Raw genomic sequence first — 16719 nt, forward strand, 5'->3', positions numbered from 1 at the left:
GCGGGAGGATTTTGTGACGAAGCCCAGCACCGACACGAAACGGCCCGCCGGATGGGCACATCTGCCCTTCGACGCAACCCCGATACGCACCGAGCGCTTTCTGCTCAGACCGCTGAGACCCCGCGATCTCGACGACGTGCACGCCTACCAGAAACGGGAGGACGTGGTTCGCTACCTGCTCTGGGAGACCAGGACGGTGGAGGAGTCTGAAGCGCACCTGGCCGAGCGCCGCACACGGGTACGCCTGGCGAGTGACGGCGACTGTCTCGTCTTCGCGGTGGAACTGCCCGACGAGGCCGGAGGCCACGAACGAGTGGTTGGCGACATGAGCGTCTTCCTCGACAGCGCCTCAAGTGCTCAGTTCGAGATCGGCTGGGTCTTCCATCCGGCCTTCCACCGGCGCGGGTACGCCACCGAGGCCGCCCGGGCGATCCTTGACCTCTGTTTCACAACGCTCGGCGCACACCGGGTCTTTGCCAGGCTCGACCCGCGGAACGAGGCATCCGTGCGGCTGTGCGACCGGCTGGGGATGCGCAGGGAAGCACACTTCAGACAGAATCTCTATTTCAAGGGCGAGTGGAGCGATACTCTTGTGTACGGTCTTCTCGCCCCGGAGTGGCGAAGCGCCGGCAGCTGAAGGAGAGTTGACGATTGATGACGTTTCCCAATTTCGACCTGACCACGATCGCCGGAGAGTCGACCACCCTCTCTGAAGTCTCCGACAGGGTGACAATGGTGGTGAACGTGGCCTCCAAGTGCGGATTCACCCCGCAGTACGAAGCGTTGCAAGAGTTGCAGAATACCTACCAGAAGCGCGGTTTCACCGTTCTGGGGTTCCCGTGCAACCTGTTCATGATGCAGGAGCCGGGTGGCGCGGAACAGATCGTTGAGTTCTGCTCTGCCACCTACGGGGTGGACTTCCCACTGTTCGAGAAGACGCATGTGAACGGTAGAGCACAGCATCCGCTCTATGCAGAGTTGGTGAAGACCCCGGATGCCAGCGGAAAAGCTGGCCGGGTGAAGTGGAACTTCGAGAAGTTCGTGATCGGCCCGGATGGTGATGTGCATCGCTTTCGCAGCCGCACCGCGCCCGACGACCCGGCAATCATCGCGTTGATCGAAGAGGGCGTGAACGCAAAGCTCGAGGTTGCCTGAACGGTTCGCACCACGCTGGATGCGGCGCGACCATTTCAGATATCCAAACGAAAATAGTCTTCGGCACGCCCGGCCTCCCCTAGGCTGTTCCCATCCAACCGAAACAAAAGGAGAAGCCCAATGAGTTTAGGTGCCGGAATTCTGCTCGTGGTGATCGGAGCGATCTTGACTTTCGCCCTGGACGTGCAGGTGGACTGGATCAATCTGGTGATGGTCGGTTATATCTTGATGGCTGCCGGATTGGTCGGCATCATCCTCGGAATCGTGTTGATCGCGCGGAGGCGCAGCTCGAGTGTCACGGTGCGGTCAAGCACTGACCCGGCCACGGGAGAACGGGTCGACAGAACAGAGCGAAACAGTTCGCCACCTCCACCCGCGATCTGAACTCACAAGGTTGCGCGTTGCGGCGGGCACACAGCGACCTGTTGCCCCCTACGCGCCCTTGAGCCGTTCAGCAAGGTAGCCGTAGAGGCTCTCGAGCGGGATCCGCTCCTGCTGCATCGTGTCACGATCGCGAACCGTCACGGCTTTGTCGTCGAGTGAGTCGAAGTCGACCGTGACACAGAACGGTGTGCCGATCTCGTCCTGCCGGCGATAGCGCCGGCCGATCGCTCCGGCGTCGTCGAAGTCGACGTTCCAGCTCTCGCGCAGGCTCGCAGCCAACTCCCGAGCCATCGGAGAGAGTGCCTCATTGCGGCTGAGCGGAAGCACGGCAACTTTCACGGGTGCCAGCCTGGGATCGAGCCGGAGCACTGTGCGCTTGTCGGTGCCACCCTTGGCGTTCGGCACCTCCTCCTCGTCGTACGCGTCGACCAGGAACGCCATCAGCGAGCGGGTGAGGCCGGCCGCCGGCTCGATAACATATGGGGTCCAGCGCTCCTCCTGCGGCTGGTCGAAGTAGGTCAGATCCTTGCCGCTGGCCTCAGAATGGGTCTTGAGATCGAAGTCGGTGCGATTGGCCACGCCTTCGAGTTCGCCGAACTCACTGCCTGAAAAACCGAACCGGTACTCGATGTCGACGGTGCGTTTGGCGTAGTGCGACAACTTGTCCTTCGGGTGCTCGTAGAATCGCAGGTTCTCCCGCTTGATTCCGAGCCCGGTGTACCAGTCCATGCGCTGCTCGAGCCAGTACTCGTGCCAGGTCTCATCGGTGCCCGGCTCGACGAAGAACTCGAGCTCCATCTGCTCGAACTCGCGCGTGCGAAAGATGAAGTTGCCCGGCGTGATCTCGTTGCGAAAGCTCTTGCCGATCTGGCCGATTCCAAACGGCGGTTTCATCCGTGCGGCCTGCACCACATTGGCGAAGTTCACAAAAATGCCCTGCGCTGTCTCCGGGCGCAGGTAGTGCATGCCGGCCTCGTCGTCGACAGGGCCGAGAAAGGTCTTGAGCAGGCCGGAGAATGCCCGCGGCTCGGTCCACGTGTGCCGGTTGCCGCAGTTCGGGCAGGGGATGTCATCGAGGCCGTTCTCCGGGGCACGGCCCTTCTTCTCCTCGAACTCCTCCTCCAGATGGTCGGCGCGAAAGCGCTTGTGGCAACTGGTGCACTCGACCAGGGGATCGCTGAACACCTCGACGTGCCCCGAGGCCTCCCACACCTTGCGAGGCAGAATGACCGACGAGTCGAGGCCGACCACATTGTCTCGGCTGGTCACCATGTTGCGCCACCACTGGCGCTTGATGTTCTCTTTCAGCTCGACACCGAGCGGCCCGTAGTCCCAGGCCGAGCGTGATCCGCCGTAGATTTCGCCCGCCTGAAAGACGAACCCGCGGTGACGGGCGAGTGCGATGACGGAATCAAGACGGGATGGCGCGGCCACGGTGGCTCCAATGGGGTGCTGGGGAATGAACCGGGACGGATCGCCCGGCACCCGTCTAGTTTACGGATGCCCGCGGCGGGGTGGAGTCACCCGGTTCAGTGCACGTATTCCAACAGGTCGAGACCGAGTTGACGCATCGCCTCGAGCACCGAGAGCCTGGCTGGGAGCGAGACCTCGGTGTATTGCATCGTGACGGCGTAGCTCACCCCATGGCGGGGCCCCCGGAGCACGCCTGCCTCCGAGCGGATTCCGTTGTCAGTCCCGGTCTTGTTCATCAACAGCACGCCATGGTTGCCCGCTCGGTGGGCCAGCGGATCCATCCCGAATGCGCTGGCCACCATGGACAGGTCGGTGTTGAGCGAGAGCCATCCGACAACGCGGCTGCTGGTCCTGGGGTCAACGACCTCCCCGCGTACGAGTGCCGAGAACAGCCAGGTGAGTTCCTTGGCCGAGCCGACCGCAAGGTGCGGGGCATCATCTGGCCCGCGGCTGTCACGTACTTGGTCGAGCAGCGCCGTTCGGGTGATCCCGAGCGAGTCGGCGCGAGTGCGCACGGCATCGAGTCCGATGTGGCGCAGAAGTACATTGGTGGCCAGGTTGTCGCTGGTCGCCCCGACCAGGGCCGCGAGGTCGGCGATGGGGAGCGCGGGCGCCTGCAGGTGCTGCCAGATGCCGGAATCGGCAACCGCATCACCCGGCGTGCGGTCAAGGATCTGGTAGCCGGATGCATCGGCCTCGGTCAGCCGGGCAGCGACCTCGATCAGCAGGAGCACCTTACCCACACTGGCGATCGGCATGGTGACGTGGTCATCGACGGAGAACAGCACCCTCTGCGAGTTCAGGTCGACCGCACGAGCTGATACTTGCACCCCTTCGAGCGCCAACTGACCGAGTGCCGCGAACCCGCGCGAGAAGTTCTCCGCGTTCATGCTCTCGCGGTGCTTGCCCTGCCGGAGCCGGTGCTGGCGGTCGCGGCGCTCTGATGCCCGGGCAGCCATCACCAGATGGTGACCCGTTGGGCCTCGTCAAGCCACAACTGGTCGGCGTCGGTCACTCCGAAGGCGTGGTAGAACTCGTCGATGTTGCGCACGATCTGGTTGCAACGGAATTCATTGGGCGCGTGCGGGTCGATCGCGATCAGCCGGATTGCCTCCTCGTCGCGCAACTTCATCTGCCACGCCTGCGCCCAGGAGAGGAAGAAGCGCTGCGCTCCGGTCAGAGAGTCCAGCACAGGCGGTTCTTTGCCGTCGAGCGAGATCAGGTAGGCCTTCCAGGCGATCGACAGCCCGCCCAGGTCTCCGATGTTCTCACCGATGGTCAGCGCCCCGTTGACGTGGTGGTCGGGAATCTGCCTGGGGGCCAGGCCGTTGAACTGCTCGATCAAAGCCGCGGTCAGGGATTCGAAGGCTTCGCGGTCGGCTGCGGTCCACCAGTCGGTGAGCCGACCGTCGCCATCGTACTTGGAACCCTGGTCATCGAAGCCGTGCCCGATCTCGTGCCCGATCACCGCTCCGATTGCACCGTAGTTCGCTGCCGCATCGCGTTTGGGGTCGAAGAACGGATACTGCAGAATCGCCGCTGGGAACACGATCTCGTTGAAGCCCGGGTTGTAGTACGCGTTGATGGTCTGGGGGGTCATGAACCACTCGTCGCGATCGAGCGGTTTGCCGATCTTGCCCAGTTCCCGGTCGAACTCGTACCTGCTGGTGCGACGCACATTGCCGATCAGGTCGGCCTCGTCGATCTCGATCGAGGAATAGTCGCGCCATTTCACCGGGTAGCCGATCTTGGGCGTGAACTTTCCAAGCTTTGCCAGTGCCTTGGCGCGGGTGTCCTCGCCCATCCAGTCGAGCCCGGTGATCGATTGCCGGTACGCCTCGACCAGGTTCTTCACCAACTCGTCCATCTCGCCCTTGGCGGCGGGCGGAAAGTGCCGGTCGACGTAGATGCGGCCGACGGCCTCGCCGAGCGAGCCCTCCACGAGGGAGACGCCGCGCTTCCATCGTGCCCTCAGGGTGGGGGTTCCGGAGAGGGTCTTGCCATAGAAGCTGAAACTCTCGTCGACGAAGTCCGATGACAGCAGGCCTGCGGCTCCGCGAATGATCTGCCAGGCAAGCCAGTTCTTCCAGGCCTCAAGGCGGCCCTCGGTCAACAGGGCGCCCACCCCCGAGACGAAACTAGGCTGCCGAATGACGATCTCATCCAGCGCGCCGGCCGGAACTCCCAGCGCGGCGCTCCACACCCCCAGGTCGGCCGACGCCTGATCAGCGGGGGAGTCTTCTGACTGGAACAACTTTCTCACCTGCTCGAAAGCGAGCAGGTTATAGGTGGCCTCGGAATCCCTCGATCGCACGTTGTCCCAGTGGCGGGCGGCGATCAAGGTCTCCAACTCGAAGACGGATGCTGCCCGGGCTGCCGCGTCGTCGAGGCCGGCGAGGCGCAGCATCCGCTCGACGTGGCCGAGGTAGGCCTCCCGAACCGCGGCGAACCGCTCTTCGCGATAGTAGCTCTCGTCGGGCAGTCCGATACCGCCCTGTTCGGCGAAGACCAGGTAACGCTCCGGATTGCCGGGGTCGTTGTCGACGAACAACTGTAAGAAGCTCGACAGACCGTCGCGTTCTGCCGCGCCGATCGTGGAGAGCAATGCGTCAATCGTGTCGATGTCGGCGACCTCGGCCAACTGGGCGCTGATCGGGGTGACGCCGAGCGCTTCGATCCGGTCCTCGTCCATGAAACTCGCGTACAGGTCGCCGAACTGGCGCTCACCGGTTCCCGGCTCGGCCGACTGCGCCTCGATGATGATGTCACGCACCGCCGATTCGGCAGCTTCGGCCAGCAGCATGAACGAACCCCAGCGCGCCTTGTCCTCGGGGATCTCGGTGCGATCGATCCAGCGCCCGTTGACATGCCGGAACAGGTCGTCCTGCGGCCGCACCCGGGGGTCGAGTTCGGCGATGTCGATGCCGGATTCTGCGTCGGCCTGTGCAGTCGTGTCAGTGGAGAGGTCAGTCATGCGTCCAGCCTAGGCGGTGCCGCTGACGATGCGGTGGGCGAGTCAACGCACCCTGCCGACGGCATCGATGGTCATCACGAGGATCACTCGTTCGGCCTTGTCCGGCGGCGCCGCCGTGCTCTCGTTTCCGTAGCGGCGGCCCAGTTCCTGATAGAACGAACTGCTCGGGTCGGCAATCACTTCGGTGAGGTGCCCACGCAGTTCGATGTACCGCATTGGGTCCGTCGGATCGGTGATCGCGAGGGTCATCGTCGGGTTGGCCTTGAGGTTGCGAAACTTGGAGCGCGTCGTCGTGTGGGTGAACCGGATGTTCTGGCCGTCGTACTCGAACCACATCGGATTGACTTGCACGTATCCGTCGGGGCGAATCGTCCCCAGCTGAGCGAAGATCGGGCGTTCAAGCAGGTCGAGGTGATCAGCGGGGATCTCAGACATGGCACCATTTTAGTTCACCGATCAGCGCCTGGCCCAGATTTTTCGCCGGCTCAGAGCATCTGGCCGAAGCCCTCGGCATCGGCCGTGCGCCCCGCCACCAGAATCGTGTCTTCAGGCTCGAGCACTGTGTCCAACTGCGCGTTCACCCAGCCCGCGTCACCCCGCTTGTACGCGGTGATGGTCACTCCGTACTTGGCGCGCACCCGCATCTCGCCGAGCGGCCTGCCCAGCACCAACGCGTTCGGGGCCATCTTCACCAGAACGTAGTCCTGATCGACCTCGATGAAGTCCAGGGCGGCCCCGCGCACGAGGTGGGCGACCCGCCGACCCATGTCCTTCTCCGGGTAGACGACGTGATGGATCCCCAGTTGATTGAGGATCTGGCCGTGCGGATCAGTGACCGCCTTCGCCCACACAACCGGAATCTTGAACTTCAACAACAGCGAAGCGGTGAGGATGCTGGCCTGGATGTCGCTTCCGATCGCAATCACCGCACGGTCGAACTCCGGCACCGCAAGTTGACGAAGGGCCTCCTCCTTCGTGGCATCCGCCCGCACCACTTGGCTGAGCACACCGTTCAGGCTCTGCACGATCTCTTCGTCGGTGTCGATGCCGAGCACCTCTGTGCCTGATTTCATCAATTCCCCTGCGAGTGCGCACCCGAACCGGCCGAGGCCGATCACCACCACCGAATCGGCCTCGGCGATACGGGCGGGGCGTGCACCGGGGAACATTCGTGACTTAGCCAATGACGGGCCTTTCCTGTGGATACTCATACAACAGCCTGCGATCATGCAGCGCAATCGCACTGCCGAGCGCCATCGGGCCCAACCGGCCGACGAACATGCACACCATGAGAATGAGATGGGCGCCCGTGGGCAGTTCTGCGGTGATCCCAGTGGACAGGCCGACCGTGCCGAAGGCAGAGACCACCTCGAACAACACCTGGTCGAGGTCACGCCCGGTCAACAGCATGATCGAGCCGCACGCCGCCACCACGAGGGCAGTCGCCAGCAGTACGACCGTGATCGCCTGGCGGTGCACGGAACGGGAGAGCCGCTTGCCGAAGATATTGACGGCGCCTTCGCCGGTCAGCTCGGTGTACATGATGAAGAAGAGCACGGCGAACGTGGTCACCTTGATACCGCCGGCCGTGCCGGCCGGCCCACCTCCGATGAACATCAGAACGTCCATGCCGAGCCACGTGGCCGGGTGCATGCTTCCGATGTCGATCGAGTTGAAGCCCGCGGTGCGGGTCTGCACCGATTGGAAGAATGCGGCAAGAACCTTGGCTGGGTCGTCGAGGCTGCCCAAGGTCTTCGGGTTCGTCCACTCGACCGCTCCGATCAGCACCGTGCCGCCGATCAGCAGCACTGCGGTCATCCAGAGCACGAGCTTCGTGTTCATGCTCCAGTGCAACGGTTTGCGGAACTCTCGTCGCAGTTGCATGATGACCGGAAACCCGAGGCCGCCGAGGATGATGGCGGCCGCAATCGGTAGGCCGATGAACGGATCGGAGACGAACGGGACGAGATTGCCTTCGACCACCGAGAACCCGGCGTTGTTGAACGCCGACACCGCGTGGAAGACCCCCAGCCAGAGTGCCTGCCCGAAGTCGTGCCCGTATCCGAGCCAGAAGCGGAGCGTGAGCAGGAGCGCGACAGAGCCCTCGATGAGCCCTGAGATCTTCGCGATGCCGCGGATCAGGCCCTTCACGTCACCCAGTGACAGCGCCTTCGTCTCGACAGCGGCGGTGAGCCGCGTGCGCACGGACAATTTTCGCGCGATGACAAGGCCGATCATGGAGGCGAAGATCATCACGCCGAACCCGCCCGCCTGGATCAGCACGAGAATCACGACCTGGCCGAATGGGCTCCAGTGGGTCGCCGTGTCGACCACGGTGAGCCCGGTGACGCAGACCGCGGAGGTCGCGGTGAACAGTGCCTCGATGATTGTCGTGTGGCCCTGGGCCGCGTGGGAAAACGGAAGGAGCAGGAGAAGCGAGCCCACGATGATTGCTGCGGCGAACGCGACCGCCACCGCCTGTGCGGGTCGCGCGCGGTGGAGGGTCCGTGTGCGTTTCGGCACCGTACTGCGGGTGGCCACGCGCTCACTTTAGTCCTGTTCCACGCCGAATGTCGCGTGCACCCACAATACGGCCGGGCCCCGACTTGCCTTATAAGCTGTGTCATTGAATGACGCCCTCGACCGCCCCCCGCACTCAGCCCTCTCCGGAAGATTCCGGATCCTCACCCACGACCCGCCGTAACCACTTCGTGGACCTCACTCCGCTCAAAGTCAGCCCCGCATTCGCGCGCCTGTGGGTGGGCAGTGGCATCGCCGGCATCGGCAGCCAGATGACCTTCATGGCCGTCGGCCTGCACGTCTACCACCTCACCCAGTCCACCTTTGCGGTGGCGATGGTGGGCACGTTCGCCCTGGTGCCGATGGTTGCCGCAGGGCTCTACGGCGGCATGCTTGCCGATGCGTTCGACCGCCGAAAGGTCGCACTGGTGGCGGCGATCGTGGCCTGGGCCTCGACCGGGACCATCGCCGGGTTGGCATGGCTGAATCTGGAGACGGTGTGGTCGCTCTATCTGCTGACCGCGCTCAACGCGGTGGCCGCGACGATCATCGGCACGTCCCGGGCCGCTATCCAACCGCGAATCCTGCCGCGCGAACTCCTCCCGGCCGCCGCAGCGCTCCAGGGGATCAGCTTCGGGCTGATGGTGACCGTCGGTCCGGCACTGGCCGGGATCCTGGTCGCCGGTGTCGGCTTCAACTGGACGTACACGATCGATGTCGTGCTGTTCGCCGCCGCCTTTCTTGGCATCGTCTCACTGCCGCCCATCGTGCCCGAGGGGGAGCGGCACCGTCCAGGCCTGGAGTCGATCCGGGTCGGTATCGCCTTTTTGAAGCGTGCCCCGAACATTCGCATGTCGTTCGTCGTCGACATCATTGCCATGACCTTCGGGCGGCCGCACGCCCTGTTTCCCGCCGTGGGGGCGGTGTTGCTCGGTGGCGGGGCGATCACGGTCGGGGTGCTCACCGCGGCCGTCGCGGTCGGGGCGCTCGTGAGCAGCATCTTCTCCGGGCGCCTCGGCGGCGTGCGCTGGCAGGGCCGGGCCATCGGCTGGGCGATCGGCTTTTATGGGCTGTTCGTGTTTGGCTTCGGTGTTGTCCTGGGACTGGTCTCACTGGGCTGGTTGGGACAGGCGACGAACCAGGCGGCGGGCACGAACATGCCGGCGCTCGTGCTCGCGGCCATCATGCTCGCCGGAACCGGCGCCTCTGACAACGTGAGCGCGGTGTTCCGCACGACGATGCTGCAGACGGCGGTGCCCGACAACATGCGCGGGCGCCTGCAGGGAATCTTCACGGTGGTCGTCACCGGGGGCCCACGAGTCGGCGACCTCTACGTCGGTGTCATCGCGATCTTCGGGATGCTCTGGCTGCCGCCCGTGCTCGGCGGGCTGGTGATCATCGCGCTGATCGCGTTGCTGCTGCGCCTGCACAGCGGCTTCCGCCATTACGACGCTCTCAACCCGCTCCCGTAGGAGTCGCCGGCATTGCGATGTACGTTGCCGTGACGGGCGCCAAAAGGCTCATCCTGGGCCGGGCACTGAGGCGCACCTCACGGTTAACAGCCGCTCAGCCCATGATTTTTTGACGAGGGCCGCGATCGTCATCTCGTCGGATGCGGTCAGTCTCGTCAGCGCGTAGACGCTCGGCCATGATGCGGTTGTCATCTGGCTTATCGGCGAACTTCGCACGCACCTCCGTCTCGCCATCCGCCCCCGTGGCATCTGAAATTCTCAGCTGCTGAGCCCGCTCCTTCACGACGGCGCTGCCGCAACTGCTCGGAGCAGATCCTGGTACTTGCCCTGTTTCCACGCCGCCCAGTCCCAGGCGGTCAGAAAGTGCTGGCCGCTGCGCTGCCCATTTCCGAAAAGCGTGGCCTTGTCCTGCGGCGTCAAGGTGAAATCGGTGGCGGCGAAGCCGGTGGTGTCGACAAAGATGGTGCGCGAGGCGAAGGCCGGGTCAACGATGTGCACCCGGTCGTGCGCCGACTGCATCGTGGCCAGCAGCGACTTGGCCAGCTCAAAACTGTTGGCGTCCGAGTTCCACGGAGCCTTGGTCAAGTTGGTGCGGGCCGAAAGTTTGACCCCGAGCGTGGGCCAGCGTTCCGGCTGGCCATCGGTGCGGTCGAAGATGTCGATCGGGTAGTTCGACAGCATGCCGCCATCGGTGCAGAGGATTTTCGGGTGACCGGTCACCTCCGGGTCGCAGGCCATGGTGAACGGTTCGAAGAAGAACGGAATGGAGGCCGAGGCGCGAACCGAATCCGCGACCGATTGGGTGTCGGGGTCGACGCCGAGCAGGCTGCGGTAGTCCCAGGGCAGCCGAAGCATGAAGCCCCGCGAGACATCCGACACGATCACGACCAGCTTGTAGCGTTGCTCGGGTGGCAGACTGCTGCCCGGGTCGTCCTGCTTGAGGTCTGCCCAGGTGTGGATGCCCCGGGCGGCGAGCGTCTGCTCGATCCAATCGTGCAGAAAGTTTCCCGAATACATGCCTTCATGAAAGATCAGCCCCAAGGCCGCCCCGATATGCGGGACATGTCCAAACGGCTTCGGAGTGTCTTCGAAGCGGGAGAAGTCGAGGTCGTCCATGATCTGTTTGATTTCGGGCACCTGGTAGCCGGCAGCGAGCAGGGATGCGACGATGGCGCCGGCCGATGTTCCGGCCACCCGGTGAAAGGTGTACGGATCTTCGCGGTCTGCCAGTGCCGTGATCGCCCCGACCAGTCCGGAGCCCTTGACTCCCCCACCCTCGAGAACCAGATCTGCGTCGGCCATGAGCCCCGCTCTTTTCTCGTGCAATGCACCAGCAGCACTTCTGCCGGTCCTGGACGTTCTCAGCGGATCACTCGAAGCCTCATCAAGTAGACCGGTGACATCCGCACTCTCATGCTCAGATTCCGCCTGTGCACGCTAGTTGTCAATACCCGGGACGCACAGCGATTTCCCGTGAATCGATCCAGGCACTCATCGTGGTGTGGCTCTTCGTGGTGTGGCTCCTCGTGGTGTGGCTCCACGAATGTCTCGGCTCTCAGCCTGGGTGGAGCCTCAACACCGGCGCTCAAAACTAAAAAGGACTCTTTTCACACAGGCTTCTTGTCCCGCGACGATTGTATTGGTACATTGAGGTAGAACGAGAAGAATACCGCTGTCCAGCGATTTGTCAGCCCCGGTTGGGACGGGCGGATCATCTCGCGGACCGAACCGGAGTCTCTCGTCATGCACGGCTCAAGCACGACCGGGTACACCGAACAGAGCACTGGGAGTCCACAGATGTTTCTCATTGAACCGCGCTCGGCGACACCCCCGTTCGAACAGCTGCGCGTGCAGGTCATCGAACTGGTGCGGCAGGGCGAGCTGGTGCCGGGCGACAAGCTGCCCACGGTGCGCCGTCTCGCCGAAGACTTGCGGCTCGCGCCGAACACGGTCGCGCGCGCCTACCGCGAGCTCGAGCGCGACGAGGTGATCGAGACCCGCGGCCGGCACGGCTCGTTCGTGGCCGCGACCGGCGATGCCACCCAGAAGCAACTGCAGCTGGCCGCGGCCGCATACGCCGAACGCGCGAGGTCTTTGGGCGCCCAGCCCGCCGAGGCCCTGGCCATCGCGCGAGCCGCCCTCGGCATCCGCTGAGCCGAGGGGTGTCAGGATGCTCTTCCCGCGCATCGGGAAGCGCATCCTCACGAACCTCACCGGATAGAGTCCGACCGACGCCGGCGTAGGTTGACTCCAGTGAGCTGACAGGCACACGACGGTAATATGTTACGCATCACCGATAAGGCGTCACGCTCCGCGCATAACGCTCCTCGAAACGTAAGACACGCACCACGCGAAGGAACTCCATGAACCTCGACCAGCCAGCCGCCTCCTCCATGCCCAAGCCGGCGCGGAAGGACCCGCGCATGCCTCGCCTGGCCGACTCGGCCGAGTTCAACGCCTACATGAGCGACGGCTGGACCACGCCCGACCGCACCCCGCCCGTGGTCGCCGGTGCCCCAGAGGCCGCGGCCGCCCACCGGGCGAGGCTCAGCGCCGAACTTCCCGGCCAGACGATCGTGCTGGCCTCCGGCCTCGCTCCCACCCGGGCGAACGACACCATGTACGACTTTCGCCCGGACAGTGACTTCTACTGGTTGACCGGCTGCGCCGCCGAGGAGGCGGTACTGGTCATGACCCCGGCCGGCAGCGGCCACGACGCGACCCTGTACCTGCCCGAGCCCTTCTACCCGGGCCATCCCGGGTTCTACTCCAACGCCCGATTCGGCGAACTCTGGGTCGGCTCCGCGCCGAGCCCGGCCGACTGGGCTACGGCGTTGCAACTCGACACTCGCGGATCGAGTGTTCTTGCTGAGGTGCTCGGCGGGCTGAAGTCGCCGATGGTCGCCGGCAACCCGAATCAGACGGTGCAGTCCGTGCTCGGGGCCGCAGACTCGACACAGTTGCGACGCACGCTGAGCGAGCTGCGCCTGGTCAAGGACGCGTGGGAGATCGCCCAGTTGCGCGAGGCCGTCGACCACACCGTCTCTGGTTTCGCCGCCACCGTGCGGGAGTTTTCGACCGCCATCGCGGGTGCCGGCGAGCGCTGGCTGCAGGGCACCTTCGACCGCCACGCCCGCACGCACGGCAACGGCGTGGGCTACACCACCATCGTCGGCAGCGGCCGAAACGCGGCCACCTTGCACTGGGTGCGCTGCGACGGGCCGGTGCTCGCCGACCACCTGGTTCTGCTCGACATGGGGGTCGAGGTGAACAGCTTCTACACCGCGGATGTGACGCGCACGATTCCGGCGGCGGGCACGTTCAGCCCCCTGCAGCGCCAGGTGCACGACCTGGTCGAGAAGGCGCACCGCGCCGGCATGGCCGCGGTCGCACCCGGCAAACAGTTCTCCGACTTTCACACCGCGTCGATGCAGGTGATCGCCGAGGGGCTCAAGGACTGGGGCCTTTTGAAGGTCTCGGTCGACGAGGCGCTCGCGCCCGAGGGGCAACAACATCGCCGTTACCTGGTCTGCGGAATCGGCCACCACCTCGGTCTGGACGTGCACGACTGCGCCAAGAGCCACTACGACCGCTACCAGGGCGCCGACCTCGAGCCGGGCATGGTGCTCACGGTCGAGCCCGGACTCTACTTTCACGAGATGGACCTCACCGTTCCACCTGAGTTGCGCGGCATTGGCGTGCGCCTGGAGGATGACCTGCTGGTCACCGAGACCGGAACGGACATTCTGTCGGATGCCCTGCCCATTGACGCCACTGGCATCGAAGCGTGGTTCGCAGAGCACACTCGCTGACGCCACGATCGGTACCGGGGAGCAACCGAGCACGACTGCACCCCCAGGGCCCTGGAGCGGGAAACTAGAGTGGTGAGCATCCGATCCCTACTCACTCGCCACGCGGTCGACCGCGACATCCTGCGCCTCGCGGTGCCGGCGCTCGGGGCGCTGATCGCCGAACCGCTCTTCCTGCTTGCCGATTCAGCGATGGTCGGCCACCTCGGTGCCGAACCGCTGGCCGGTCTCGGCCTGGCCTCCGCCGTGCTGCAGACCATCGTTGGGCTGATGGTGTTCCTCGCGTACAGCACCACGCCACTGGTCGCGCGCCGTCTCGGCGCAGGCGACCGGCAAGGCGCGCTCGGTGTCGGCATCGACGGGCTCTGGCTCGCCCTTGTGCTCGGGATCCTGCTCGCAGCGGCTGGTGCCGCAACCTCGGGCTGGCTGGTCGGCCTGTTCGGCGCCAACGCAGAGGTCACGGCGGCAGCCACCGCCTATCTGGCCATTTCGATGGCCGGGCTGCCGGCCATGCTGCTCGTGTTTGCCGCGACCGGCCTGCTGCGCGGGTTGCAGGACACCCGAACCCCACTCTGGGTCGCTGGCGTTGGCTTTGTCACGAACATTGCCCTGAACGCGATCTTCATCTACGGATTGGGGCTTGGCGTGGTCGGCTCGGCGGTCGGCACCGTGATCGCCCAGTGGGGCATGGTGGCCGTCTACCTGGTCGTCGTGCTACGACACGCCCGGCAATCGGAGGCCCGGCTCACACCGCGCAGGGCCGGGCTGCGAGCATCCACCAGATCGGGCGGTTGGCTGTTGGTGCGCACCATGAGCCTGCGCGCCGCCATGCTGCTCGCGGTCTATGTCGCGACGCAGCAGGGCGCGGGCGAACTCGCTGCCTTCCAGGTGGCGGCGACGATCTTCGCCACACTCGCCTTCGCGCTTGACTCACTCGCCATCGCGGCACAGGCCCTCGTCGGGCAGGCGCTGGGGGCCGGCGACGTCAGCACAGCGCGGGCGGTGATGGCTCGATGCCTGCAGTGGGCCATCGGTGGTGGCCTCCTGCTCGGAATCATTGTGATGGCGCTCAGCCCGGTGACCGGGCCGGTGTTCACCGGAGCGCCCGAGGTGCTGGAACTGCTGCCGCTGACCCTCGTGCTTCTCGGTGCGGGGATTCCGCTGGCTGGCTTCGTGTTCGTGCTCGATGGCGTGCTGATCGGCGCCGGCGACGTGCGCTACCTTGCGTTGACCGGCCTGGTGAACGTCGCCGTCTTCGCCCCGATGGCCTGGACCGTGCTCGCCTGGGCTCCCGAGGGCGTTGCGGGTCTCGCCTGGTTATGGGTCGCATTCGGCTTCGGATACATCGGTGCCCGCGCAATGACCCTCGGCTGGCGCTCCCGGGGCCGCGCGTGGATGGTCACCGGCAGCGCCTGAGCCGCCCGCGTCTCAACCCCCGGCCCGCTGGTCACGCGTAAAATTTCAGGAGCGCAGCGGGCCGGGGCCGCCCTGGCTGCCGGCACCCGTGATCTCCTGAATTTTCACCACCGAGCACGCGGATCAGGTCGCGAGGCGATAGCGTGCTGCATCGCGACGCCGACGTTCCCTGCGACAAGCGCATATAGTCACTGGGTGCCCACTCTCGATCATCACCCCCACCGGGCGACACCCTCCGCCGAAGATGTGCACCAGCTGCACTGCTGGCGCAATGCGATCTTCGTGGTTTTCGCCGTCTGTGGGATCTCTCTGGCCAGTTGGGTCTCCCGCCTGCCGACCGTGCGGGATGCCCTCGACGCGGATACCGCCCAGATGGGTTGGCTGATCTTCAGCCTCTCGGTCGGCTCCATAATCGGCCTGCTGGGCGCCAGCCACATTCTCGCCCGCCTGGGAGCCCGGGGCACCCTGCGCGTGTTCATGACACTCTCGTCCATCGGCCTGTTCGTGGCCGCCCTCGGTGCCTCGATCGGCCCGAGTTACCTGCTGATCCTTCTCGGGTTGGCCGTCTTCGGCGTGGGCTTCTCGATCTGTGACGTGACGATGAACGTGAGCGGCGCTGCGAATGAGCAGCGCCTCGGCACCAACCTCATGCCGCTGTTCCATGCCTCGTTCAGCGCAGGCACCATGCTCGGCGCAGGACTCGGGTGGCTCGCCGAGGTGACCGGTGTGCCCCTGTTCATCCACATCACCGTCATCGCCGTCGCCATGACGGCCACGGTCCTCCACGTCTCCCGTGCGATCCCGCGCGAAAGCAGCCACGGGATCATCCCGACCACTACCGCGGGCATCGCCATTGTCGGCGTCGAGCCCCCCGATACCTGGCGAACCAGGCTCGCTTCCTGGCGCAATCCGCGCATCCTTTTGATCGGACTGATTGTGCTCGGCATGGCTTTCGCGGAAGGCACCGCCGATGACTGGCTTTCGCTCGCGGCCGTCGACGGTCACGGCCTCAGCAAGGCGAACGGCGCGCTCGTCTTCGGGATCTTCGTGACCGCGATGACCATCGGCCGCATCCTCGGCGTTCGGGTGCTCAGCCGTTTCGGCCGGGTGCCGGTTCTGCGAGCGTCGGCGCTGTCGGCCCTGGTCGGCATGCTGATGTTCATCTTCATCCCTGTTCCACAGCTCGCCGTGGTCGGCGTGATCTTCTGGGGCCTCGGGGCGGCACTCGGGTTTCCGGTCGGCATGTCGGCAGCAGCGGATGACCCGAAGAACGCGGCGGCGAACGTCAGCGTCGTCGCCACTATCGGTTACTGCGCGTTCCTGATCGGACCGCCGCTGATCGGCGCCCTGGGGCACGCCTTTGGCCTGCTGTACGCCCTCCTCGCCGTGGTGCTCATGGTCATCGTCTCCGGAATCGCGTCGTCGGCCGCCCGCGAGCCGCAGCGACGTGAGTCACCAGTTGGTGGGGGTACCCTCGAATGATGCCACTATTGCCCGGCTGAAGACCCGCCCACGG

15 protein-coding genes are annotated in these 16719 nt (G+C 65.1%); 8 read left to right on the forward strand and 7 right to left on the reverse strand.

Features of this window, described 5'->3' with window-relative positions; all coding sequences use genetic code 11:
- Positions 1–13: 13 nt before the first annotated feature.
- From DL891_RS13820 to DL891_RS13830, 3 genes are all read left to right on the forward strand, one after another.
- Positions 14–637: a GNAT family N-acetyltransferase gene (locus DL891_RS13820; protein WP_232819181.1), complete on the forward strand. Its 624-nt coding sequence runs from the start codon at positions 14–16 to the stop codon at positions 635–637.
- Positions 638–654: 17 nt separating this feature from the next.
- Positions 655–1155 carry a glutathione peroxidase gene (locus DL891_RS13825; protein ID WP_111721026.1) on the forward strand — a complete coding sequence of 167 codons (501 nt, stop codon included), beginning with the start codon at positions 655–657 and terminating at the stop codon, positions 1153–1155.
- A 120-nt stretch (positions 1156–1275) separates the two neighbouring features.
- Positions 1276–1539: a DUF6458 family protein gene (locus DL891_RS13830; RefSeq protein ID WP_111721027.1), complete on the forward strand. Its 264-nt coding sequence runs from the start codon at positions 1276–1278 to the stop codon at positions 1537–1539.
- A 48-nt stretch (positions 1540–1587) separates the two neighbouring features.
- Here the strand turns inward: DL891_RS13830 and DL891_RS13835 are convergent, their stop codons facing one another.
- From DL891_RS13835 to DL891_RS13860, 6 genes are all read right to left on the reverse strand, one after another.
- A complete protein-coding gene (locus DL891_RS13835) occupies positions 1588–2973 on the reverse strand; it encodes a glycine--tRNA ligase (RefSeq protein WP_111721028.1) in 1386 nt (461 codons plus the stop codon).
- Between the two features lie 95 nt (positions 2974–3068).
- Complete coding sequence (locus tag DL891_RS13840) at positions 3069–3971, reverse strand: serine hydrolase (RefSeq protein ID WP_111721029.1); 903 nt, start codon at positions 3969–3971, stop codon at positions 3069–3071.
- Positions 3971–5986, reverse strand: a complete 2016-nt coding sequence (locus tag DL891_RS13845) for a M13 family metallopeptidase (protein WP_111721030.1) — start codon at positions 5984–5986, stop codon at positions 3971–3973. Before DL891_RS13845 ends, DL891_RS13840 begins: the two co-directional genes overlap by 1 nt.
- A gap of 42 nt (positions 5987–6028) precedes the next feature.
- Complete coding sequence (locus DL891_RS13850; RefSeq protein WP_111721031.1) at positions 6029–6421, reverse strand: PPOX class F420-dependent oxidoreductase; 393 nt, start codon at positions 6419–6421, stop codon at positions 6029–6031.
- A gap of 50 nt (positions 6422–6471) precedes the next feature.
- The gene (locus DL891_RS13855) at positions 6472–7170 is read right to left on the reverse strand and encodes a TrkA family potassium uptake protein (RefSeq protein WP_368665636.1); all 699 of its coding nucleotides are present in this window, start codon (positions 7168–7170) and stop codon (positions 6472–6474) included.
- Positions 7163–8527, reverse strand: a complete 1365-nt coding sequence (locus DL891_RS13860; RefSeq protein WP_111721032.1) for a TrkH family potassium uptake protein — start codon at positions 8525–8527, stop codon at positions 7163–7165. Before DL891_RS13860 ends, DL891_RS13855 begins: the two co-directional genes overlap by 8 nt.
- 170 nt (positions 8528–8697) lie before the next feature.
- Here DL891_RS13860 and DL891_RS13865 point away from each other — a divergent pair, with 170 nt between their 5' ends.
- On the forward strand, positions 8698–9978 hold the full coding sequence (locus DL891_RS13865; protein ID WP_232819182.1) for an MFS transporter: 1281 nt from the start codon (positions 8698–8700) through the stop codon (positions 9976–9978).
- 279 nt (positions 9979–10257) lie between these two features.
- On the opposite strand, the gene DL891_RS13875 is transcribed toward DL891_RS13865, so the two are convergent.
- The gene (locus tag DL891_RS13875; protein WP_111721035.1) at positions 10258–11280 is read right to left on the reverse strand and encodes a patatin-like phospholipase family protein; all 1023 of its coding nucleotides are present in this window, start codon (positions 11278–11280) and stop codon (positions 10258–10260) included.
- Between the two features lie 495 nt (positions 11281–11775).
- On the opposite strand from DL891_RS13875, the gene DL891_RS13880 reads away from it, so the two are divergent.
- The 4 genes from DL891_RS13880 (at position 11776) to DL891_RS13895 (ending at position 16685) form a co-directional block, all read left to right on the forward strand.
- Positions 11776–12132, forward strand: a complete 357-nt coding sequence (locus DL891_RS13880; protein ID WP_111721090.1) for a GntR family transcriptional regulator — start codon at positions 11776–11778, stop codon at positions 12130–12132.
- Between the two features lie 209 nt (positions 12133–12341).
- Positions 12342–13790, forward strand: coding sequence for an aminopeptidase P family protein (locus DL891_RS13885; RefSeq protein ID WP_232819183.1), 1449 nt, complete (start codon positions 12342–12344; stop codon positions 13788–13790).
- Between the two features lie 78 nt (positions 13791–13868).
- Positions 13869–15203, forward strand: a complete 1335-nt coding sequence (locus DL891_RS13890; protein WP_232819190.1) for an MATE family efflux transporter — start codon at positions 13869–13871, stop codon at positions 15201–15203.
- A gap of 195 nt (positions 15204–15398) precedes the next feature.
- Positions 15399–16685 carry an MFS transporter gene (locus DL891_RS13895; protein WP_111721036.1) on the forward strand — a complete coding sequence of 429 codons (1287 nt, stop codon included), beginning with the start codon at positions 15399–15401 and terminating at the stop codon, positions 16683–16685.
- The last annotated feature ends 34 nt before the right edge of the window (positions 16686–16719 follow it).

The sequence above is a fragment of the Homoserinimonas sp. OAct 916 genome, assembly GCF_003260275.1.
Lineage (GTDB): Bacteria > Actinomycetota > Actinomycetes > Actinomycetales > Microbacteriaceae > OACT-916.

Excerpts from the sequence above, each read along its gene's own strand:
- DL891_RS13825 (WP_111721026.1), top strand. The coding sequence starts at position 655 with ATGACGTTTCCCAATTTCGACCTGACCACGATCGCCGGAGAGTCGACC.
- DL891_RS13830 (WP_111721027.1), top strand. The coding sequence starts at position 1,276 with ATGAGTTTAGGTGCCGGAATTCTGCTCGTGGTGATCGGAGCGATCTTG.
- DL891_RS13840 (WP_111721029.1), bottom strand. The coding sequence starts at position 3,971 with ATGGCTGCCCGGGCATCAGAGCGCCGCGACCGCCAGCACCGGCTCCGG.
- DL891_RS13845 (WP_111721030.1), bottom strand. The coding sequence starts at position 5,986 with ATGACTGACCTCTCCACTGACACGACTGCACAGGCCGACGCAGAATCC.
- DL891_RS13850 (WP_111721031.1), bottom strand. The coding sequence starts at position 6,421 with ATGTCTGAGATCCCCGCTGATCACCTCGACCTGCTTGAACGCCCGATC.
- DL891_RS13875 (WP_111721035.1), bottom strand. The coding sequence starts at position 11,280 with ATGGCCGACGCAGATCTGGTTCTCGAGGGTGGGGGAGTCAAGGGCTCC.
- DL891_RS13880 (WP_111721090.1), top strand. The coding sequence starts at position 11,776 with ATGTTTCTCATTGAACCGCGCTCGGCGACACCCCCGTTCGAACAGCTG.
- DL891_RS13885 (WP_232819183.1), top strand. The coding sequence starts at position 12,342 with ATGAACCTCGACCAGCCAGCCGCCTCCTCCATGCCCAAGCCGGCGCGG.